This window comes from Reinekea blandensis MED297 (assembly GCF_000153185.1).
In the GTDB taxonomy this organism is placed as follows: Bacteria; Pseudomonadota; Gammaproteobacteria; order Pseudomonadales; family Natronospirillaceae; genus Reinekea; species Reinekea blandensis.
In genome coordinates, this window is the sequence record NZ_CH724151.1 from 440022 (window position 1) to 461546 (window position 21525).

The following is a 21525-nucleotide window of genomic DNA, read 5'->3' on the forward strand; positions in this document are numbered from 1 at the left end:
ATTGTATGGATGGCTATTCAGCCACTCTATTAACTAAAACCGGTAACAGAAGTGCGCCGACTGTGTGCGTAATAAAGACACCGGCAAACAGCACTCCTGCTGATAATTCTTCGAAAACGACAACCGCCGCCAGGCTCCCGGCAATGACAATCAGCCATTTGCCCCACATTGCGCGATAGGTCGCCACGATAACCGATGACACCTGAGGGCTCCCATACTGGCGCAATGCCCTGATATTAAAAAAGAACTGGCCCATTACTGCGATCAGACCGCCTATCACCATCGAAAGCCCCAGTATTGGTGCGAACCCTGTCGTTAAAGCGGTCATCGCCAACAAGACGATGATTTGAGCCAGATGCACACGCCATATGACGGGTCGTGCGATCTTCTGCGGCAAATGGGCTTTAAAGTACGACATAAGTCCTGCTTTTTTGTGACAGGTGCCTTGGATGCCAAAAACGACCGCAGAGTATATTGGGTTCACCAACCGGCATCAATACGCCGGGGTAACCGATTGTAAGCTTTTGATGAATGACGTACATCAACTTCTGTAATAGCCCCGCTACACTCATGTCAAGAAAGGGTCAGTTTTTCCTGATTGCCGTGTTTATTTAACGTGCTCTAAAATGCCATCCAGCTCGTCTAAGCTGGTGTATTTGATGGTCAGGGAGCCCTTCCCTCCAGCGCCGTGCTTGATCTGCACCGACGCGCCCAGACGCTTGGACAGCATCTCTTCAAGCCGTTTGATGTTGGCATCATTCCGGCTGTCATCCTTTGGTAGTGCAACCTTGGATTTCCGTGACAACGTACGCACCAGATTTTCGGTCTGACGCACGGTCATCCCTTTGGCGACAACCTGTCGGGCCGCATCGACCTGGTCGGAACCATTCAAACCCAATAACGCCCGGGCATGCCCCATCTCTAGGTCGCCATGCTCCAACATTTTCTTGGTGTCCGGTTCCAGAGTCATCAGCCGCAATAGATTGGTGACGGTCACCCGCGACTTACCCACAGCCTCGGCAACCTCAGCCTGGGTGAGTTCAAACTCTTTCTGCAATCGCTGCAGAGCCATGGCTTCTTCGATCGGGTTGAGGTTTTCGCGCTGAATATTTTCAATGAGCGCCATCGCAATGGCGTCTTCATCCGGGACATCCCGGATAACCGCCGGAATGGTTTCCAGGCCCACCAGCTGAGACGCGCGCCAACGGCGTTCACCGGCGATCAGTTCGTAGGATTGCGGCCCGATTGGGCGCACGACCACCGGCTGCATGATGCCCTGGGCACGGATTGACGTCGCCAGCTCTTCGAGTGCCTCATCGGACATGTCCCGCCGAGGCTGGTACCGACCACGCTGCAACCATTCAATGGGCAGTTCTTTCAATACGCTGTCAGAGGCTTTTACGTGATCGACGGGCGTTTCAGCGATTTCTTTGACTTCCGCCTGCGTGGTAATCAACGAGCCGAAGTTGCGTCCTAATCCTTTCTTTTTCGGGGACATTGCTGTTTATCAACCTGTTACTTTTTCAAGATCGGCACTCAGACTGGTGTCGGCTTTTTCGCCTTCACTGCGCCGGATAAACTCACCGGCCAAAGCCAGGTAAGACTTCGCTCCGGAGGAGCTTTTGTCGTAATGGAGAGCTGGCAGGCCGTAACTCGGTGCTTCAGCCAACCGGACGTTCCGGGGAATAACGGCCGCGTAGACCTTGTCACCAAAGTACTCTTTGAGCTGGTCTGAAACGTCATTCGTCAGTGTATTGCGCGGATCATACATGGTGCGCAGGATGCCACCGATTTCCAGGGCCGGGTTCACGACCTTCTGTATTTCGGTAATGGTTTCCAGCAGGGCCGCCAAGCCTTCCAATGCATAGTATTCGCACTGCATCGGAATAAAGATGTGGTGCGCGGCCGTCAGTGCATTCACGGTCAGCATGTTCAGTGACGGCGGGCAATCGATAAAGATGTAATCGTACTTATGTTTGATTTCCGCCAGGGCATACTGCAGACGATGCTCTTTCATCTTCATGTCGAGCAGTTCGACTTCGGCCGCGGTCAGATCGCCATTGGCAGGCAACAGGTCGTAGCCGGCCTGCGGAGCGGGAATGATCGCATCGGTACAGTGGCACTTACCCGTCAGAACATCGTAGGCAGACTGTTCGAGTTCATTTTTGTCGATACCGCTGCCCATGGTGGCATTCCCCTGAGGGTCCATGTCGACCACCAGCACACGACGCTTCATCGCGACCAGTGACGCCGGCAGGTTGATCGCAGTCGTGGTTTTCCCCACGCCACCTTTCTGGTTGGTGATGGCAAGAATATGACTCAAGGCAGTTTCCTTTCGTGTTGACTGAAGCCCAGCTCGACCAGATGGCGAGCGCCGGACGTACCGGGCACCCGGAGCTCAGACACAGCAATAATCTCGATATCCGATGGCAACTGCTCCAGCTCTTCCTGCGGGTAGAGCCCTTTCATGGCGATAAAACGACCATGATCGGCAAGCAGGTGCCGGGAAAAGCTAACCATATCAGAAAGGGTGGCAAAGGCTCTAGACGTAATCTGTTCAAATTGCCGTTCAGGCTGCCAGCTTTCCAGCCGATGATGGACCACCGTCACATTCTCAACGTTCAGGGACATTTTGACCTGATTCAGAAAACGGGTCTTCTTGCCATTACTGTCCAGTAAGAACACCGGCACGTCCGGCTTCAGCAGCGCGATGATCATGCCCGGCAGCCCTGGTCCGGTGCCGACATCCAACAGAGGTTCTGCGGTTAACGCCGGCAAAATACTCAGACTGTCGACCAGATGCCGATCCACCATGTCACCGGCATCGCGAACCGAGGTCAGATTGTAGGCTTTGTTCCATTTCACCAATAGCGCATGGTAGGCCAGCAACCGATCGAGCTGTGCATCGGTCAGCTCAACTCCCAGTTTGACGGCTCCGCTGTGCAGTCGGCTCTTGTAATCCTGACTCATGCGCTCTGACGACTCGCGTTATGCTTTTTAATATGCACCAGCAACATCGATACGGCCGCTGGCGTGACACCGGAAATTCGTGAAGCCTGAGCCAACGTTTCCGGACGAACTTCTTTCAGCTTCTGCTTCACCTCATTGGACAAGCCGCCAATACTGTCAATGTCCAAGGTTTCCGGCAAACGGGTGTTCTCATGCCGTTTCAGTGATTCAATTTCATCCTGCTGCCGCTGAATGTAGCCTTCATACTTAGCCGAAATTTCAACCTGCTCTGCTTCATAAAGACTCAAAGGTGCCTCCGGCGGCATCGCCGCAGCGATGTCGCTATACCCGAGCTCTGGCCGTTTAAGTAGATCACCCAAGCTGAACTCACGCGTCAGCGGCTGTGGCAGTTTTTCACTGATTTGCGCAGCGGCGGCTGTATTTGGCTGGATGTAGGTGGTTTTGACACGCGCCTGCTCGCGAGCGATGTTTTCCTGCTTGGTACAAAACGCTGACCAACGCTCATCATCGACCAGCCCCAACTGACGCCCGGTCTCCGTTAAACGAGCGTCGGCATTGTCCTCACGCAGCAACAAGCGATGTTCGGCACGGCTGGTAAACATCCGATAGGGCTCTTTCGTCCCCATGGTGATCAGATCATCCACCAGAACACCAATATAGGCTTCATCGCGTCGCGGATACCAAACATCCTGTTCGCGGGCCTTGCGGGCGGCATTGAGACCGGCCAACAAGCCCTGGGCGCCGGCTTCTTCGTACCCGGTGGTGCCATTGATCTGACCGGCAAAGAACAGGCTGCCAATGAACTTACTCTCAAGCGAATGCTTGAGATCCTGCGGATTGTAATAGTCGTACTCGATGGCATAGCCCGGACGGGTAATGTGCGCGTTCTCAAAGCCGCGAATGGTACGGATAAACGACACCTGAACGTCGAACGGCAGACTCGTGGAAATGCCATTCGGGTAAAGCTCATAGGTGGTCAGCCCTTCCGGCTCAACAAAAATCTGGTGACTGTCTTTGTCGGCAAACCGGGTAATCTTGTCTTCAATCGACGGGCAATAGCGCGGTCCGGTGCCCTCGATGTTGCCTGAGAACATGGCCGACCGATCCAGATTGCTACGAATGATGTCGTGCGTCTGTTCCGTCGTATGTGAAATGTAACAACTGATCTGACGAGGGTGATCCTCGACACGACCGATGTAGGACATCACCGGCAACGGGGCATCACCCGGCTGTTCAGTCATCACACTGAAATCCACCGACCGCGCATCAATACGGGCAGGTGTGCCGGTTTTTAACCGCCCGGTACGAATCGGCAGTTCCTTGAGGCGCTCGGCCAGAGAGATACTGGGGGTGTCGCCCATCCGGCCACCGGCGTAATTGTCGGTACCGACGTGAATTTTCCCGTTCAGGAAAGTTCCCGCCGTCAGCACCACGGCTTTGGCCAAAATGCGAATACCAGTCTGTGTCACGGCGCCGACAACGCGGTCACCGTCCAGAATCAGATCGTCGGCCGCCTGGGCAAATATCTCCAGGTTGGGCTGACTTTCCACAATCTGACGGATGGCTGCACGATACAGTTGACGGTCTGCCTGTGCCCGGGTTGCGCGCACGGCCGGCCCTTTACGGCTGTTCAATATCCGCCATTGAATACCGGCCAGATCCGTTGCTCGTGCCATGGCACCACCCAGCGCATCAATTTCCTTCACCAGATGGCTCTTACCTATGCCACCAATGGCCGGGTTGCAGGACATGACACCAATGGTGTCGATATTGTGCGTCAGCAGCAGCGTTTGGGCCCCGGTGCGTGCCGAGGCTAGTGCGGCTTCGGTGCCAGCATGACCACCGCCGATAACTATGACATCAAACTGCTTCGGAAAATCCACGGAACACCTCAGAGTTAAACCAACGATCGGGTGACACAACCACCCAGATCAGAAAAAGGGTGCGCGATTATACGGACTTTTTCGCTAAGAATCAGCCTGATTTTTAAACAGATTGCAACACTGACAAGCCGTCTATACTCAAATTCAGGTCTGTCTTATCGAGGTACTCCCATGTGGCCTAAGCTGTTGCTCTGCCTGACCCTGATGTACGCGTCTGCTGCCGTAGGCGCGGGGAACGTTTTGTTGGTCACCGATCTGGATGACGACAATCTGAACTATCGGCCGGATCTCCGGCTATTGGCCACCAGTGCCATCAACCGGCTTCAGGATTATGAAGTCGCCAATGCCAAAACCTCAGCCCGACCAAACAGCTCCGAAGCCATCGGAGCCATGATCGAAGCGGCCGACCGTGCTGGCTTGGAAGCCGTTGCGGTCATCACACTATACACCGACCGGCGTGACGCTACGCTGACCGCCTCACTTTACAGCGTATCAACCGGTGAGCTGACGATTCAGCGCGCTCTGGAGTTCCGCTTTCGAGACATGCCACCATTGCTGGCTCAACTGGAGTATGAACTGCCGCTAATGCTGAAACGCGAGTTCCGGGAACTTGGTTCGGTGGTCAAAGTCGATTCAGACCTGGTGTATTTTGATCTCGGGCGTAACGCCGGGGTTGAACCAGGCCAGATCTACCGGGTTTTCCGTCGCGGGGAAGAAATCAAGACCCGCAGCGGCGACAGCTTCGGCTTTGTTGATGAACAGACCGGCGTCATTGAGGTCGTCGAAGTCAGCGCCATCTATGCCATCGCCGAAATTCATCTGGGTCGCATGTCCATTCAGTTCGACGACTGGGTGGAACTGACCGGCCAGGACTTTGCCGTTCGCGGCCAGGTGCTGTCTAAGCTCGACAATCAGATCGCGGTTAACATTGGTCGTCGCGCCGGCGTCAGCCCCGGCGCTTACTTTGCGATTTATAAAGACATCAAAGCCATCGATGACGACGATGCCTTTCGCGAAACCATCGGTCGCATTCGCATCACCGAGGTCAGCGCGGACACGGCCCGCGGTGAAATTGCACGTTCCGATCATTACCGGCTGGCCAAAGCGCTGATTCAGGAGGGCGATTACATCGATGAGGTCAGTTATCGACATCGCAATCAACTACTGTTCGGGCAGTCGTCATTCGGGATTCTCGGCGACACATCATCGACCTGGAATGCCGGGTTGAATCTGGAATCGGGGGTGCGAACCGACCTGGCGTTCCGTGTCCGGGGAGCTTATGGCGATACCTGGTTTGCCAGCCTTGGGGCCAACAGCGCGTTGAATCACTCGGAGAGTTTCCGGGCCGGGCTGGACATTCTGTACAGTGAAGACGGTCTGGGCACGTATCTGTTTACCGACGCCAATATCCCTACGCCGTTGAATCGCTACATGCTGTTCGCCATAGAAGCTGGTTACCTGCTGGGCGGCAATGACAATGCCGAAGGCCTGAGCGTTGGCGTCACGCTGAAATTGGGTATCGATTCTCTGTTCTAACCGCAAGGCCGGAGCGATCGAGCCACCGCTCCGGCCTTTGATTAATTATTCGCCTTCTTCGGTTTCCTGATAAAGCTCAAACAACTTCTTCAATGCCGTCTGCGCTTGGCCGTTGAGCGAAGATTCCGGAAACTCGCCTTTATCGGACACTTCCCCGGGTTCGCGATCCATCAGCAGCGCCAGCGCCTGATAGACATGACGCACAGAATAGATATGGAACTGACCCGCCTCGACGGCATCAATCACCGACTGATGCAGCATCAGGTGCTTTTGGTTATCGGCCGGGATGATGACCCCCTGACGACCGTTTAACCCGCGCAACTGACAGAGCTTGAAAAACCCTTCAATTTTTTCATTCACGCCGCCAATGGCCTGTACTTCGCCGAGCTGGTTCATCGATCCGGTAATGGCCAGATGTTGGTTCACCGGTGCCTGCGTGATGGCAGACAGCAATGAACAATATTCCGCCACCGTGGCGCTGTCGCCATCAATGTATCCATAGCTTTGTTCCATGGCGATGTGCGAACTGAGGGTCAGCGGAAACTGGCGTCCAAACTCGTGTCCGAGAAAGCCACTGAGGATCATCACACCTTTGCTGTGAATGGATTGGCCGAGTTCCACTTCCCGTTCAATGTCGACGACACCCTTGCCGCCGACATGCACGGTGGCCGTGATCCGTGCCGGCGAGCCAAAGCAGCTTTCGCCGATTTCCATCACCGTCAGGCCGTTAACACAGCCCACCCGTTGGCCATCGGTGTCAATCAGAATGGTGCCTTCTTCGATCTCCTGCAGCATTTGATCAGCAATCCGGCTATTCCGATAATCCGCGGCCTCGAGCGCTTCGGTTACGTGAGAAGCCTCAATGAACCGCGCCTCTTTGTGGCGGGAAATATAATCCGCTTCAGCAAACACTTTAAATACTTTGGCCACCTGCGCCGACAACCGCTTCTGGTGTTCGGCTTCGCGCAAACTGTATTCAATGAGGCGCTCCAGCGCAGCCTTAGTCAACGGTTTGAAGCCTTTGGTTTCTCCGTAATCCTTAATCCGCAGGATCAGGTTATCAATATTGTCCCGATTACTGGGAATAAAGCTGTCGAAATCCACCGGCACCCGGAACAGTTCCATAAACTCCGGGTCCCATTCCTGCAACTGGTAATAGATGTCACGGGAACCGAGCAGTACCACTTTAACGTTCAACCGGATCGATTCCGGGCTCAACGTCACTGCATGCATCAGGCTGGCATCGGCGTATGGCGATTCCATTTTCAGCTCTTTGGTTTTCAGTGCCAGCTTCAGCGCATCCCAGGCGTAAGGCTCGATCAGCAGTTTTTCTGCGTCCAGAATCAGATAGCCGCCATTGGCCCGAAGTAAACTGCCAGGACGAATCAGCTGATAGTTGGTTATTGGAATGCCCTGCTGGGTAGCGTACTCGATGCGTCCGAACAGGTTCTGATAGGTTGGCAACATTTCATAGATGACCGGGGCACCGTCATTGATTTCGTGCTGCGTCATCAGATTGGGTTTCAACCAGCCTTCCAGGGCGGCTCGTCGATCCTGATCGGTGCGCGTGTCCATCATCGATTCTTCAGCAAACAGATCTACGATCTGTTGTGGCAGGTGGTTTTTCACCTCTCGGATGTAACGCAAAATCGACAACTGACTCTGGTTTTTGACTTCCAGTTCCTTAATCAACGGGCGAATGGCCTGTTGCACGGTCTCCAGATTCAGCTGACGAAGTTTTTCCGACGACTTTCGTCGCCAGGTCGGCAACTCCAGCACCTGTTCATTCAGATACTCTTCAATGTCGTTGATGCGGCTCTGAAACTCACTGCGAACCTGTTCGGGCAACTGAGCAAACTCGGTGTCATCCAATGCTTTGCCATCGATGACGGGCAGCAGCATTACAGAGCCACCGTCGGCAACGACGGCGACTTCTTTTTCATTGGCAAACCGCTCAACCAGCTTAATCGCCATGTCGTATTTTTGATTGAACTCACGATCAATCATGGTTCGCTTGCGCTGGTAAGTAGGGTTCTCGAACGCGGATGGAAAGGTATCCATCAGGTCATTAACCAGCTGTTGAATCTGCTCTTTTAAAACATCGCCACGTCCGGCAGGCACTTCCAAGGCGGACGGTTCACGCGGGCTTTCAAAGTTATTGATGTAAGCCCACTCGCTCGGTGCCTGTTGAGACTCCGCCAATCCTCTTACATATTTAGAGACTAAGGATTGGCGCCCGGTGCCCGAATCACCCATCACATACAGGTTGTACCCACTGCCACGCATGGCGATACCAAACTCGAGCGACTTTTTCGCGCGAGGCTGGCCTAAAAAACTGGACACACCGTCCAAATCTGCAGTGGACTCTATGTTCAGATGACTTAAATCGATCTGTGCAGTCAGATCAGAAGCGGCCAAAGGAGATGGCAAAGTAGACATGAAGTTCGTACCGAAAAAGCAATAAGTGTTTAGTATGTCACAGCTTGAGCGAATTGATGAAGCACTTCACTCGTTTCAAATTGACACATTAATGACACGTCCATAGACTTCCAGATGATTAGGTATATTGAAGATATACCAAGCGAGTTGCACTTCAACAGCTATAGGGACATGAGAAATGAAAAAAACGCTTCTTTCCGTGGCGATCGCCGCGACATCATTTTCTGCCACTCAGGCAGAGACCTTTTTGGCGAATCATCCGGCCGATCAGATTCATATTAATGATAACGCCTTTTATAACCCTGCCTTCCTTTATACAACCGAAAATCAGCTGACGTTGACAGATCAATCGCAAGGTCAGATCGGTTGGGTTACCGAAGGTTTTGGTCAAAAACTTGGTGTTCACTTAGGTCAAGACGCGGACCAGTTTATCAGTGGCGATTTTGACACGATCAATGAAGTCGATGGCGCCACGGTTGATTCATCAAACCTGACAGCGTTCACGCAACTGGATGACAGCCTGGATCTGTTTTGGGCCAGCACTCTGGGCTTCGGCGACTTAGGGGTTAACCTCACGGTGGCAGCAAATACCAACAAAGACTTGGTTGCCAGTGATAAAGCCTCAACCCACGATAATACCGTCACCTACTTCTTTAATGGCGAAGATGATGTCTCGTTAGAAAGCGGTACGAATGTTTACGAGTTCGAACTGGATGGAAACGAGAGTAAACAAACCGCCCGATACATCGGCTTGGATGTTGGTGCCAAACTCAATGCACTGCCGGCGACGGTGAACCTGAACTTTGGCTTACCTAAAACCACCTCCAGTTATGACTACAGCTGGACGGATACCGAAGTTGTTGATGCCGCAGCTGGTGGGACCGCAACAGCCCGCAACACGGACACCATCAAGGACATTACCAGTTCAGAAGTCAGTGGATTACGTTTCGACCTGTCTGGCACATTTGACTTAACACAGAGCCTCATGCTGCGTGGCGGCGTTATGTTAAACACGCAAACGGCCGCGACCAGCGATGAGTCGATTGTGATCGAACAAGATGACACCGACTTGAACGCGGCGGGCCTGACAACTGATACCGAAGACACAGACCGCGATTCCTTTGAACTGAAAAATTCATTGCTGGGTGCCAGCGTAGGTGCTCGCCTCACCGCTCAAACCGGTGCGATTGAAGTGATTGTCGAAGGCGATTTGCAAGTTGCAACAGAAAAAGACTCGTCCACCTATGAAATTGAGCAGGATACTTTTGTTGATGAGCTGGATAACAACAACAATACGACAGGACGGACGGGCGTGAACGAAGAACAGGTTGACACAACCTTGAGTCTGAATGCGCCTATCCGCGTATCTGCCGAGTGGGCTGCGTCCGAGAAATGGACATGGCGTGCGGGTGTTTCAACCAATCTGGTAAGCTTTGAAAGCGTTCAGAGTGAAACAACGGCCTATAAAAACTCGGATGACGACGCCACCAGCTTTGAAGTCGATTATGTCAACCAGACTCAAGACTCAACCACGTTGATCTTGCCAACGTTAGTGAACGACTTCAGCCTTGGCTTCAGCTATCAGCCAATTGATGGCGTCACCTTCGCCGCTGTCTTTGACAAGAACATGATTGAGAATGGATTGACCAGCAATGGGCCAATCACCAATGCGTCGCTGTCACTGACTGTTCGTTACTGATATCAATGGTGTAACTAAAAAAACCGGCTTTAGCCGGTTTTTTTTGCTTTCAATAAACACTTACACTGAAAACGGATAGGCGATCGGGTCGTGATGTTGATACCCTTCGACCGAAAAATCGTCCATCGTCACCCAGGTTTCCAGATCTTTCAAAGACCGGATGTCGGGATTAATCACCAACTTCGGAGACGGATAAGGTTCCCGTTTTAGCTGCACATCCCGCATCAGTTCAAGCTGGTCTTCATAGATGTGCGCATTTACGATTTTGTGATACGCCTTACCGGGCTTCAAACCGGTAATCTGCGCCATAATGGCCAGAAAAAAGAAGACCTGTACCTGATTAAAGTTCAGCCCCAGCGGCACATCACAGGAACGCTGATAGCTGGTGAGATACAACTTGCCATCGAGCACCGAAAAGGTATGCGTGTGCATGCACGGACGCAGGCAACCCATATGAAACTCGCCCGGGTTGTAAAAACTGAGAATCTCGCCCCGGTCATCCATTCCCTTTGACAGATGATCGACAATTTTTTGCAGCTGATCGACGCTTCCGCCATCGGGTTTCGCCCAGGCACGCCCCTGCACGCCATAAACCCGACCCATATCATCGGTTCCGTTACGGTGTGGGTTGTTCAGCCAGGCCTGATTGTCGTTGGCATTGGCATCCCAGGTCCTGGCACCGAGCTTACGAAAATCAGCGGCGTTGTCGTAACCACGGATATACCCCAGAAACTCCGCGATGGCGGCTTTGTAATAGCTTTTTCGGGTGGTGATCAACGGAAATTGATTGTGCTCGACATCGTATTCGAGGTCCGCATTGATGACTGTCAGACACCGCTTGCCGGTTCGTTCATTTTCGACCCAGACACCTTCATCAATGATGCGCTGACAGAGTTCCAGATACTGTTTCATGCTTAACCGGCCTTTTTCCGTTTAGATTTTTGCGGTTTTTCAGATGAAGGTGCCTCAGCGATATCCATAACCGGGTTTCGATAGGCAATAATCATCATAACAGCGCCGACTGCAATCATCGGCAGACTGAGCAACATGCCCTGAGTCAGGTAGCCACCGAGCAGATAACCGATGTGTTCGTCCGGTTGACGGAAAAACTCAGCCGTCGTTCGCAGCACGCCATAACCGATCATAAACATCGCGGAGACAGACATGCGCGGCCGCGGCTTACGACTCCACCACCACAAAAACACCAGCAACAGGAACCCTTCCCCGGCCATCTGATACAGCTGTGACGGGTGGCGGACCAGCGCATCACCGGCCTGAGGGAATATCATTCCCCAGGAGACCTCTGTCGGACGCCCCCAGAGTTCGCCATTAATGAAGTTACCAAAGCGCCCGAACAAAATGCCGGGAGGTACCAATGGCGCAACAAAGTCACCCACCTGAAAGATGGCTTTCTTTTTGTGACGGGCAAACAGAATAACGGCAACGGCAACGCCCAGAAAACCACCATGGAAGCTCATCCCGCCTTCGGTGATCTTGAACAGATACAACGGGTTCTGCAGAAACAGGTCGATGTGATAGAAAAACACGTATCCCACACGCCCCCCGACAATGATGCCGAGAACAATGTAGAACAACAGATCTTTTACTTCGTCGACGCTGAAACCGCGCCAAGGATCTCGTTTGGCGCGCCAGATGCCCAGATATTGCCCGGCCAGAAAGCCAGCGAGGTACATCAGGCCATACCAATGAATCGACAACGGCCCCAGGCTAATCGCCACCGGATCGAATTGTGGGTGAATCATGGAGAAGGTCCGCAAAAAAATTTGGCGCTACTATATCAGAAGTCGACGCCAATGCTCATGACCGAGGCGGTTTTACGCCAGCGATCGAACCGGCACGGCGCGGCCATTGCGGACCCGATCCAGGATAGGTTTTTCGAGGCGATGCCAGGACAGATGCGCCATAACAATCGACAATCCGACCACCAACGAAGTCGCTACCGCCCAACGACCCAGAGACATGCCACCATCATAGATATAATCGGGCATCACATAACGCGTCACCATTTCCACGATGAGCATGTGCCAGATATAAATTCCAAAAGAAATTTCAGCCAGATATTTCAACGGTCGAATCTCCAGAACCCGCTGAAAAAAGACGGTGTTCGGTAACAGCACCAAACTGATAGCGATAAGCAGAGGAAACGCCGGCCACATATAAAGCAAGTGCAGTACACCGTGAAAGCCGTCATCCATAAACACGAACTCAGCCGCTAACAACCCTAATGCCACGCCCATTAACGCAAGATACAACAGATCAATACGTAATGTAGCGCGGAATCTCTGACGAACCGGCACACTGACACCCGCCGCCAGAATGCCTATCAAAAAGTGAGCAAACAGTGCGAATACATTGGTAAAGGGTACCCAGGTTCGGGCGTACCCGATCAATCCATAGTCCCAACCCACGCCTTCTGTCGGGACTCCAACCGCTAAAACCCAGGCTTCATGGAGCAACAAGGTCGCCACCAGCGCCGATCCGAAGACCCACCAAAGTTGTACAGCGGTCGGCCTGCGAAACAGCTTCATTGCGGCGACCAACAAACCGAAGAGAAACAAATAAGACACCACTTCAAATCCGATCGACCAAAGCGGACCATTGATGTCTACCGGGAACAGCGTCACCGGATGGAAGCTGTTTAGAAAGGTCAATCCCGTAGCCAATCGCATCAGGGATTCCATGTTCAGTTCACTGCCGAACACCGTAATTGACAAGCCAAAGCTCAGCAGCAGCACGACATAAAAGCCGGGCATGATGCGCGCAAAACGGCGCATCAGATAAATCTTCAGATCAGGTAGCGGTTGCGCTTGATAAGCCGCCCGCCAGAATGGCAGCGACAACAAAAAGCCGCTGAGTACAAAAAATACAGACACGCCGGCCTGAGCCATGATGCCGAAGGTTTGTACCATCTCAGACAGTAGTGAGTCGTTCTGCGGTAACCGGGGCAGTACGTGATGTGCCACCACCATCAGACAAGCGATTGCTCTGAGGCCATCCAGGCCTGCGATGCGATTGATCATTCCATGATCCTGTTGAAATCCATTAATCAGTCATCATGGTAAACAATCGGTAAACGGCTTGCCAATACTATTTGAGAAGTTCCACGTTCTCGACAGATACCAGCTTTTTGGGGTTGCGCGGATAATATCGCTCGGAACACTGATCAATATGTGCAAAGGTCCGGGTGTCTTTGTAGGGCATTTTCATAAAGCCAGCGATACCTAATCCTTCAATATCACTCACGGCGAGCAGTATGTTCTGCAAGGCTTGTTCAAAATCATCCGTTTTTGCAGGATCCAACAGCCGGTAGTAGTTATGGATTTTGAGGTTCTTCGGCAGTACTTCAAAAATAATGCACCCGGTGTGATGAATGCGATCCAGTTTTTCGATTTCCGCCATGATCCGCTCCGGTAACACCAGATGCTCATCCGGGTCCCGACCGTCCTCAAAATACGAATGCATTTTTTCATTCAACCGGCCTTCGGGCGCCGGCGTCACACTGTAAGGAATCCGATACCGCTTTGGCACCACAAACGGCTCATGCTCATTCACCCGGTCCACGTGCAGCGTGTCGCGGGCGTCATACATCACGGCCTTAAAGGTTCCTTCCTGATACAGCGCACAAGCCAGGGTGACCATCGTGTTCACCGACTGCACGAAGGATCGCTTCATCTGAGCATCGAACAGGCTGAAAGCCGATTCAATAAACACGCCATCCGGTCGCCACTTGACGGTTAAGCCACCGACCATCGGGAACCGGCCCAGTCGTGACACAGCCGCAACAAAGGCCTTTTCCGTTTCCCCCATACCCTGCAGATAATTTTTGTAGTACTTATCGAGTTGCTCATCTTCAATCGCATCGACATTGATGTCCGGATGCTGCTGCCGTAGAAAGGACTTCCGGGAACTGTAGACCACGGTGTCGATGTTGCGATCGGTGTCGCCGATCCAGACCGGCAGTTTCGGAACCGGCTCGGGCTCTGCCAGCTCAGGAAGCACCAGTCGTGACAGGCGGGGCATGTTCGCCAGGAAATAGTCTGAGGCGACTTTTTGCTGAGCCAGTTCCGGTCGCATCATGCCATCCAGCACCTTGGCAAACTCAATGGGCAGACCCAGCGCCAGCGGTGGGATGACCTTTCGGCCGAAGCGACAGCCCTGGCCAGACGCCAGCGCATAAATCGTTGCTGCCGCGCCCTGTTCATCAAACCTTGGCGATGATAACCCGCCGTTCAACTGTTCTTCACCGATGAAATAGATATCCCCAAGCTTGGCGTTGGTCGTGTGCAGGTCACTCGACATCAAATCCATGACGCTGGTCGAGAGGAACTGTCCATGGGTGTCGGTTTGTGCAAACACCGAAGACCCCCAGTCGACGAGCTGAATGGTTTCCTGATCTTCATCGAAGACGAGATTCGACGGTTTGATATCGCCATGCACCACCGGTTTCGCTTGCCCCTCCGGAGTACGAAACTCGCGCAAATAGGTCAGAAGTTCAGCCAGTTGGTGGGCGATTTTCACCGTCAACCGAGGCGACAAGGGGCCTTTTTGCAAACTGTACCAGTCCAGGTCACGACCCGGCGCCCGCGTCATCACCAGAATGCGCTGTTTGCCAACCCGGACATAGTCGACAACTTTCGGAATACGCGGATGTGCCAACAAGGATTGCAGGTAGCTTTCTTCTTCGAGCTTATCCTGAACATGCTGGGGCAGATTAACCCGGGAAAACTTAAAAACCAGCTCCGTTCCTGAAGCCGTGCGTCCGCCGAACACAAAGCCGAAAGCGCCCTTCCCGATCAGCTCAATGTCGCGGTGCCCTAACCGCTCGAGCTGACGGATACAGAGTTTTATCCAGGCCTTGAGCTTGGCAGCATCCTGATGCGACAACAGGTAAATGCTCTGCTCTTCCGGAATATAGAAATGCTTGAGGTTGTGTTCCATATCACCTGTTGTCGCTGAAAAACCTAACCAGATGATGGCATTGGTTCTCACAAACCGCCAGCGACACCAAAGAGCACACTCTCAACCAGAGGGTTCAACAAAGGTTTCAATCCGAGCCAGCTTCTGCTTCCGGCTTAATTTCCGTAGCCGGTACTCCGCCCGGGCGGCGTCCGAACGACTCGGATGCGGTTCATAAAAGACCAACGTCACCGGCCGGCGACTGGCAGTGTAGCGCGCACCACCGACCAGCTCACCGTTGTGTTGCCTCAGGCGTCGATGGGGATCCGTGGTTATGCCGGTGTAAAAGGTACCGTCCGCACATTGGACAAAATAGACCCACCAACCGGGAGTCGGGGTTGGCATCATTGGGAACCTACAGGAAATAATGCCGGAAAATTAACGCGATTCCGGGCAAGTTTTCTTGTCCTACCCGTCAGGAATCGCTCACTTAGTCGTTTCAGAATCGTTTTTTTCAGAAAACCGTCCTGTTTTTTTTGAAAAGCCGTCAGAAATCGGGCTAAATATCAACCGCATAACTATAACACGCGACCCGCGAATAACCGGTCTGCTCGAACACAATCCGGAACTGAGCCTGTGAACACCCTTCACAAGGCTTACCGCTGACTCCGTTCACACAACGGATCATCAGAGTCGCTATTTTAAGAGAGTACATATGAAATTTCGTTTTATTGCACTTGTCATTGCCCTGGTGGGCACCGCCACTGCTGGCAGTTGGTATTTCTTCAAACCCAGCATGCCGGACCTCAGCAACTACCAGAACATCACCTTCGGCGTCGACGCCCCCTACCCTCCTTACGAGTTTTTCGATGAGTCCGGAAAACTGACCGGTTTTGAAGTGGAACTGGGCAACAAAGCCTGTGAATATCTCGGCATTCAGTGCCAATGGCAGGTAACCCCTTGGGATACCATCATGGATGATCTCAATGCCCGTGAGTTTGACGTCATCATGTCGTCCATGTCGATTAACAATGAACGGAAGAAAATCGTCGACTTCGGTGAACCCTACTACTCAACGCCGTCAGTCTTTTTTGCACGCAAAGGCGAAGCGATTCCGGGCAACTCCAACCGTCAACTGCGTGGGAAAACCGTCGCCGTTCAACGCGGTACCCTGCAACACGACTACATGCTGGATAACTATGATAGCAATGTCACCATCATGGCGCTGGATGGCTGGGAAGACGTGTCCGCTGCATTTCGCGCTGCCGAAGCCGATCTGGTCTTTACCGATTACCCACAGTGGGAAGAAGAGTTTTTCCTGGAGCGGGTTTATGAAATCGTCGGAGACGCCATCAGTCTGGGAGACGGTGTCGGTCTGGCCTTCCGCAAAGACGATGACGACCTTCGTAAAGCACTGGACATCGCCCTGAATGAGCTGAAAAACAACGGCGAGTATCAACGAATCCGCCGAAAATACTTCTTCTACGACATTATGGTGGAATGATCCACCTCAGAAAGGAGCCCGTCCCATGGCAAAACTGTTCATTGCCGGCGCGACCGGGCTCATCGGGTCCGAGCTGGCCAAACAGCTGTCGGACCCTGATGACACCGTCATTCTGCTGTCGCGGCGGGCCTTTGAACCACCGCACGCCCATCATCAGGTACTACAGACTGATCTGCTGACGCCGAATTTGCCTTCGGCCGATAGCCAAGAGGACACGTTTTTTTGTGCCCTGGGCACCACCATCAAAAAGGCAGGATCGCAACCGGCTTTCTATCAGGTCGATCATGACATGGTGGTTGCAGTCGCCACGGCGGCGTATAACGCGGGTTACCAACGTTTTGTGGTAGTTTCCAGTCTGGGCGTCCAATCAAACACCCGGAATTTTTATCTGCAGACCAAGCACAAAATGGAGCAGTCCATCAGCCGCCTTGGCTTTAAACATGTCACCATCATCCGGCCATCGTTACTGCTCGGAGATCGAGGCGAGTTCCGACTCGGTGAAAAAATAGGTGAGTGGGCAAGCGTGGTTCTAACGCCGCTGTTGGTAGGCTCGCTGAGGAAGTATCGCCCCATCCCAGCTGCCACGGTGGCTAAAGCCATGTTGCGCAGCCGACACAATCAGGAAACAGGCTTAACTGTCTTAGAGTCAGACGCGCTCGTCCGGCTCGCAGCCGAATAGCGACGTCAACCGCCAGCTGCCATCCTGACGCGCAATCTGCAGACAAACTTCTGGCGCCTGAATAACCTTAACACGAGCGGAATCGGTGTCTGTCAGCGACGTCTGATCGTCTGGCATTGCCTGATCCTGTATAAACACTTCGACCCATTTCACCAACCCGTTCGCGCTCTCGGTAAAAGCCATCGCTTCGACCAATAACGCGTCGGCACCCTGTTCCGGGTCAGGAAAGCCGGTCTGACTGAGCTGAGCAACCAGTTCAGAGCGCACCAGCGACTGTACATCCACCAGGATGGATTCGACATCGACATCCCGCTTGGTGAGTTTCGCGGACTGGGTCGAAACGGCCTGCAAATGCTCCATTAAAGCCTGCGGTTGGGCCGAGTAACGATGAAAGTACTGATAGATCGCAAAAGCGGCGATGATCACTAGACAGCTCACCACGCCAACGGTAAGTTGCTTGACTCGTTTATGGGATGTTACCAGATACACAGGAATCGACTTGTTCAGCAGTAAACGCTGACACCTTACCAGAGTGAACAGTGAGGTTCACGCAGGAAACTATTACGCAATAGCGGTCAGGGAAGCCAATGCCACTAGCCACCACATACAGCCGTGCCCATGTTGGCATGGACGCACCACTTGTCACCATTGAAGTTCATCTTTCGTCCGGACTGCCGGCCTTTAACATTGTCGGGCTTCCAGAAGCCGCTGTCCGGGAGGCCAAAGATCGCGTTCGATCGGCCATCCTCAACGGCCAGCTTGAGTTTCCCAACGGCCGCCTGACCGTCAACATGGCTCCGGCCGATCTGCCGAAACAGGGCGGACAGTTTGATCTCGCCATCGCCCTGGGCATTCTCGCCGCCAGCGAGCAATTGGATGGCAAAACCCTGGTTCGCTATGAATGGCTTGGTGAACTGGCGCTGTCCGGTCACCTCCGACCCGGACCTGGTGCTCTGCCAGCGGCCGTCTCCTGCATGCGCGATGGGCGAACATTAATCTGCAACCCGGAAAACGCCAGCGAAGCCGCCTTGGTCAGTGGCTCTCAGGTGGCCGGTGCCGAACATCTGCTTCAGGTTGTTCGGCTGCTCAAAGATGACGAATACCAACTACCGGCCGTACAACCCCCGATCGCTGAAGCTGGGCCGGTGTACCCGGACCTTAAAGACGTTAAGGGCCAGTCCGCTGCACGCCGTGCACTCGAAATCGCCGCCGCTGGTCGCCACAACCTCCTTTATTTCGGACCCCCAGGTACCGGTAAAACCCTGCTCGCGTCGCGCTTGCCTGGCATCATGCCGACCCTGAGCGATGACGAAGCACTCGATATTGCCGCCGTTCAATCCGTCGCCGGGCAACCTCTGACCTGGCGTCAACGCCCCTATCGGGCCCCACACCATACGGCCTCGTCAGCCGCGCTCATTGGTGGCGGCAGTCAGCCTCGTCCCGGCGAAGTGACGCTCGCGCATCGCGGTGTGCTGTTCCTCGATGAGCTGGCAGAGTTCCCAAGAACGGTTCTGGATGTGCTGCGCGAGCCTCTGGAAAGCCGTTCCGTTTGCATTTCACGGGCCGCACGCCAATGCACGTTCCCGGCGGATTTCCAATTAGTCGCCGCCATGAACCCCTCACCAGGCGGCTATGCCGCAGACGACCCGCGTTCATCCCGGTACAGTATCGAGCAAATTCAGAAGTATCTGGCACGGCTATCCGGTCCGTTTCTCGACCGGATAGATTTACACATTGAAGTGCCCTCGCTACCACAGGAAGTGTTGATGAGCGACGATCAACCCGAAGACTCGCGTACCGTTCAGGCTCGCGTACAAAAAGCCTGGCAGCGCCAACAGGAGCGTCAAGGGTGCGCCAACAGTGAGCTCACCGGACAAGCATTAGAACGCCACTGTGCGCTGGGGCAGGAAGAGCACCGGCTGTTGGAGCAGGCCATGTCCAAGCTCGGCCTAAGTGCACGGGCATACCACCGTCTGCTGCGCGTATCGCGCACCATTGCTGATTTGAAAGGAGATGAACGGATTGAGCGTGCCGCTATTATTGAGGCACTGAACTGTCGGCAATTGGAGAAACTGCTAGGTCGGGGGTAGCCCCATACAAACCACGAACGGTTGTCTTCAAGCACGGAGGCTGGCTGCGGTTAAACGCGAAGAGTATGCGGGCGAAACGCCCGCTTTCGTCTGTGATGATCTGGAGCCAACAGTGGTGAATCAGAGATCCATGTCGTATTCGACCAAAACCGGGCAGTGCGGACTCATGCGCGGTTCGCGCAGAATGGTCGCTTCCACGACAAAATCGGCAAGGTTGGGCGTAATCAACTGATAATCGAGCCGGGAGCCATTAGCCTGAGCTTCATCGAACGGCCAGAAGGTATGCTGACGGTCCTGCTTGTTAGTCAAACGGAAGGCATCAACAAAACCGATCGGACCAACCGCCTGATCCATCCAGGCGCGCTCTTCCGGCAAAAAGCCCGGATCCCGCTGATGGCGTTCCCAGTTACCCAAATCCACAGACCGATGGGCAATCTGGTAGCTACCGGCAAAAATGAAATCACGACGTTTACGTCGGGTACGCTTCAGATGCTGCTGCAATGCTTCAAGATATTCCAGCTTAGCATCAACATCCTCAAGGTAGTACGCAGGCGGCACCCAGACAGAGGCTACGGAGACGTTATCAAAGTCGGCCTGGATAAAGCCGCCCTGAAGATCATAAGTCGGATTACCAAAACCACGGATGATGGCTTTCGGCATCGTACGGGAGTAGATCGCTGTGCCGGCGTAATCGTCTTCGTCAGCATCAAAAAAGAACGCGTTGTAACCGGGCACTTCCAGAAAGGCTTCGGGTAACTGATATTCTTTCGCGCGGGTATCCTGCACGCAGACCACATCAACGTCCTGATGTTCCAGCCATTGCAGAAACCCACGCTGTGCCGCATTAACAATACCATTTACATTTATGGTGACGACCTTCATCTGATCCTTCCGTACTCAACCTTTATCACTGACGTTTTTGCACCGGAAACCGGCGGTTACGCTGAACCGCGTATGTTACCTGAATTTGAGTTACAATGCGGCGCAATATCGCCAACACCTTCATATTATTGGTTTTTTTTACAGGTTAAAGCATGAATAGTACAAATTCCCGGCAAAGTACAGTCTCACTGACGGACTGGCAACGCGCTTTCATTGATTTCTGTCTGCACAAGAACGTATTACAGTTCGGCAACTTCACGCTAAAATCCGGACGACAAAGCCCTTATTTCTTCAATGCCGGTCATTTCGATGATGGGCAGTCGCAACAGAAAATCGGTGAAATCTATGCCCGGACTCTGATTGAATCCAACCTGCCCTTTAATATGATCTTTGGACCGGCTTACAAGGGCATTCCCCTCGCCACATCCACCAGCTATGCCCTGAGTGCGGCCTTTGATCGGAATGTGCCGTTTGCGTTTAACCGTAAAGAAGTGAAAGATCACGGTGAAGGCGGCCAGATTGTGGGTGCCAAACTGTCCGGCGACGTCGTGCTGGTCGATGACGTCATTACCGCCGGCACCGCCATTCGCGAAACGCTGTCACTGCTGGAAGGTTACCCGGAGGCCAAGCTGGTCGCGGCCGTGGTCTTAATTGACCGACAGGAAAAACTGGAAGGCTCAGACTATTCCGCCATTCAGGCGCTGGAAAAAGAGTTCAACCTACAGATTCTGCCAGCCATCCGCCTGGACCAGATCATAGAGCACATCCGCGAGATGCCCGAGTTTGCCGAACATTTACCGCAGATTGAGCAATACCGACAAAAATACGGTATTGAATAAACACCGGGTCGATTAAGCTATAGTTCAGTTGATTCCGCTAAGCTGAATCGACCGCAGAATGTACCGCGACAACGATTGAGATCAGCA

General features: G+C 53.3%; 19 protein-coding genes. 6 read left to right on the top strand and 13 right to left on the bottom strand.

Going from position 1 to position 21525, the window contains the following annotated elements; all coding sequences use genetic code 11:
• Positions 1–13 precede the first annotated feature (13 nt).
• The 5 genes from MED297_RS10510 to mnmG form a co-directional block, all read right to left on the bottom strand.
• Positions 14–418, bottom strand: coding sequence for an ATP synthase subunit I (locus MED297_RS10510; RefSeq protein WP_008044747.1), 405 nt, complete (start codon positions 416–418; stop codon positions 14–16).
• 189 nt (positions 419–607) lie between these two features.
• On the bottom strand, positions 608–1498 hold the full coding sequence (locus MED297_RS10515) for a ParB/RepB/Spo0J family partition protein (protein ID WP_008044748.1): 891 nt from the start codon (positions 1496–1498) through the stop codon (positions 608–610).
• Between the two features lie 9 nt (positions 1499–1507).
• Complete coding sequence (locus MED297_RS10520) at positions 1508–2323, bottom strand: ParA family protein (protein ID WP_008044749.1); 816 nt, start codon at positions 2321–2323, stop codon at positions 1508–1510.
• Positions 2320–2970 (bottom strand): 16S rRNA (guanine(527)-N(7))-methyltransferase RsmG, encoded by a 651-nt coding sequence (gene rsmG / locus MED297_RS10525; protein WP_008044750.1) that lies wholly within the window; start codon positions 2968–2970, stop codon positions 2320–2322. Before rsmG ends, MED297_RS10520 begins: the two co-directional genes overlap by 4 nt.
• Positions 2967–4853 (bottom strand): tRNA uridine-5-carboxymethylaminomethyl(34) synthesis enzyme MnmG, encoded by a 1887-nt coding sequence (gene mnmG, locus MED297_RS10530; protein ID WP_008044755.1) that lies wholly within the window; start codon positions 4851–4853, stop codon positions 2967–2969. The genes rsmG and mnmG overlap by 4 nt, the downstream gene beginning before the upstream one ends.
• Before the next feature lie 171 nt (positions 4854–5024).
• Between mnmG and MED297_RS10535 the strand changes: the two genes are divergently transcribed.
• Complete coding sequence (locus MED297_RS10535; RefSeq protein WP_008044756.1) at positions 5025–6389, top strand: FlgT C-terminal domain-containing protein; 1365 nt, start codon at positions 5025–5027, stop codon at positions 6387–6389.
• 45 nt (positions 6390–6434) lie between these two features.
• Here MED297_RS10535 and MED297_RS10540 read toward each other — a convergent pair whose 3' ends face one another.
• Positions 6435–8828, bottom strand: coding sequence for a Lon protease family protein (locus MED297_RS10540; protein WP_008044757.1), 2394 nt, complete (start codon positions 8826–8828; stop codon positions 6435–6437).
• 178 nt (positions 8829–9006) lie between these two features.
• Here MED297_RS10540 and MED297_RS10545 point away from each other — a divergent pair, with 178 nt between their 5' ends.
• Positions 9007–10527, top strand: coding sequence for a hypothetical protein (locus tag MED297_RS10545; protein ID WP_008044758.1), 1521 nt, complete (start codon positions 9007–9009; stop codon positions 10525–10527).
• A gap of 60 nt (positions 10528–10587) precedes the next feature.
• On the opposite strand, the gene MED297_RS10550 is transcribed toward MED297_RS10545, so the two are convergent.
• The 5 genes from MED297_RS10550 to MED297_RS10570 form a co-directional block, all read right to left on the bottom strand.
• Positions 10588–11439: a thymidylate synthase gene (locus MED297_RS10550; protein ID WP_008044759.1), complete on the bottom strand. Its 852-nt coding sequence runs from the start codon at positions 11437–11439 to the stop codon at positions 10588–10590.
• Between the two features lie 2 nt (positions 11440–11441).
• Positions 11442–12290, bottom strand: coding sequence for a prolipoprotein diacylglyceryl transferase (lgt, locus tag MED297_RS10555; RefSeq protein WP_008044760.1), 849 nt, complete (start codon positions 12288–12290; stop codon positions 11442–11444).
• 72 nt (positions 12291–12362) lie between these two features.
• Entirely contained in the window at positions 12363–13568 is a 1206-nt protein-coding gene (locus tag MED297_RS10560) for an acyltransferase family protein (RefSeq protein ID WP_008044761.1), read from the bottom strand.
• Positions 13569–13635: 67 nt separating this feature from the next.
• Positions 13636–15486 carry a protein kinase domain-containing protein gene (locus MED297_RS10565; RefSeq protein ID WP_008044762.1) on the bottom strand — a complete coding sequence of 617 codons (1851 nt, stop codon included), beginning with the start codon at positions 15484–15486 and terminating at the stop codon, positions 13636–13638.
• 81 nt (positions 15487–15567) lie between these two features.
• Positions 15568–15852 (bottom strand): GIY-YIG nuclease family protein, encoded by a 285-nt coding sequence (locus MED297_RS10570; RefSeq protein ID WP_008044763.1) that lies wholly within the window; start codon positions 15850–15852, stop codon positions 15568–15570.
• Between the two features lie 307 nt (positions 15853–16159).
• Here MED297_RS10570 and MED297_RS10575 point away from each other — a divergent pair, with 307 nt between their 5' ends.
• Together MED297_RS10575 and MED297_RS10580 are read left to right on the top strand one after the other, a co-directional pair.
• Entirely contained in the window at positions 16160–16948 is a 789-nt protein-coding gene (locus MED297_RS10575; protein ID WP_008044764.1) for a transporter substrate-binding domain-containing protein, read from the top strand.
• A 25-nt stretch (positions 16949–16973) separates the two neighbouring features.
• Positions 16974–17627, top strand: coding sequence for an NAD(P)H-binding protein (locus MED297_RS10580; RefSeq protein WP_008044765.1), 654 nt, complete (start codon positions 16974–16976; stop codon positions 17625–17627).
• On the opposite strand, the gene MED297_RS10585 is transcribed toward MED297_RS10580, so the two are convergent.
• Complete coding sequence (locus MED297_RS10585; protein ID WP_008044766.1) at positions 17595–18053, bottom strand: hypothetical protein; 459 nt, start codon at positions 18051–18053, stop codon at positions 17595–17597. The two genes, MED297_RS10580 and MED297_RS10585, sit on opposite strands and share 33 nt — an antisense overlap.
• A gap of 161 nt (positions 18054–18214) precedes the next feature.
• Here MED297_RS10585 and MED297_RS10590 point away from each other — a divergent pair, with 161 nt between their 5' ends.
• Complete coding sequence (locus tag MED297_RS10590; protein ID WP_040556982.1) at positions 18215–19717, top strand: YifB family Mg chelatase-like AAA ATPase; 1503 nt, start codon at positions 18215–18217, stop codon at positions 19715–19717.
• A 120-nt stretch (positions 19718–19837) separates the two neighbouring features.
• Here MED297_RS10590 and MED297_RS10595 read toward each other — a convergent pair whose 3' ends face one another.
• Positions 19838–20599: an exodeoxyribonuclease III gene (locus MED297_RS10595; protein ID WP_008044768.1), complete on the bottom strand. Its 762-nt coding sequence runs from the start codon at positions 20597–20599 to the stop codon at positions 19838–19840.
• 152 nt (positions 20600–20751) lie between these two features.
• On the opposite strand from MED297_RS10595, the gene pyrE reads away from it, so the two are divergent.
• Entirely contained in the window at positions 20752–21438 is a 687-nt protein-coding gene (gene pyrE / locus MED297_RS10600) for an orotate phosphoribosyltransferase (RefSeq protein WP_008044770.1), read from the top strand.
• Positions 21439–21525 lie beyond the last annotated feature (87 nt).

Excerpts from the sequence above, each read along its gene's own strand:
- MED297_RS10510 (WP_008044747.1), bottom strand. The coding sequence starts at position 418 with ATGTCGTACTTTAAAGCCCATTTGCCGCAGAAGATCGCACGACCCGTC.
- MED297_RS10515 (WP_008044748.1), bottom strand. The coding sequence starts at position 1,498 with ATGTCCCCGAAAAAGAAAGGATTAGGACGCAACTTCGGCTCGTTGATT.
- rsmG (WP_008044750.1), bottom strand. The coding sequence starts at position 2,970 with ATGAGTCAGGATTACAAGAGCCGACTGCACAGCGGAGCCGTCAAACTG.
- MED297_RS10535 (WP_008044756.1), top strand. The coding sequence starts at position 5,025 with ATGTGGCCTAAGCTGTTGCTCTGCCTGACCCTGATGTACGCGTCTGCT.
- MED297_RS10540 (WP_008044757.1), bottom strand. The coding sequence starts at position 8,828 with ATGTCTACTTTGCCATCTCCTTTGGCCGCTTCTGATCTGACTGCACAG.
- MED297_RS10545 (WP_008044758.1), top strand. The coding sequence starts at position 9,007 with ATGAAAAAAACGCTTCTTTCCGTGGCGATCGCCGCGACATCATTTTCT.
- MED297_RS10550 (WP_008044759.1), bottom strand. The coding sequence starts at position 11,439 with ATGAAACAGTATCTGGAACTCTGTCAGCGCATCATTGATGAAGGTGTC.
- lgt (WP_008044760.1), bottom strand. The coding sequence starts at position 12,290 with ATGATTCACCCACAATTCGATCCGGTGGCGATTAGCCTGGGGCCGTTG.
- MED297_RS10560 (WP_008044761.1), bottom strand. The coding sequence starts at position 13,568 with ATGATCAATCGCATCGCAGGCCTGGATGGCCTCAGAGCAATCGCTTGT.
- MED297_RS10565 (WP_008044762.1), bottom strand. The coding sequence starts at position 15,486 with ATGGAACACAACCTCAAGCATTTCTATATTCCGGAAGAGCAGAGCATT.
- MED297_RS10570 (WP_008044763.1), bottom strand. The coding sequence starts at position 15,852 with ATGATGCCAACCCCGACTCCCGGTTGGTGGGTCTATTTTGTCCAATGT.
- MED297_RS10575 (WP_008044764.1), top strand. The coding sequence starts at position 16,160 with ATGAAATTTCGTTTTATTGCACTTGTCATTGCCCTGGTGGGCACCGCC.
- MED297_RS10580 (WP_008044765.1), top strand. The coding sequence starts at position 16,974 with ATGGCAAAACTGTTCATTGCCGGCGCGACCGGGCTCATCGGGTCCGAG.
- MED297_RS10590 (WP_040556982.1), top strand. The coding sequence starts at position 18,215 with ATGCCACTAGCCACCACATACAGCCGTGCCCATGTTGGCATGGACGCA.
- MED297_RS10595 (WP_008044768.1), bottom strand. The coding sequence starts at position 20,599 with ATGAAGGTCGTCACCATAAATGTAAATGGTATTGTTAATGCGGCACAG.
- pyrE (WP_008044770.1), top strand. The coding sequence starts at position 20,752 with ATGAATAGTACAAATTCCCGGCAAAGTACAGTCTCACTGACGGACTGG.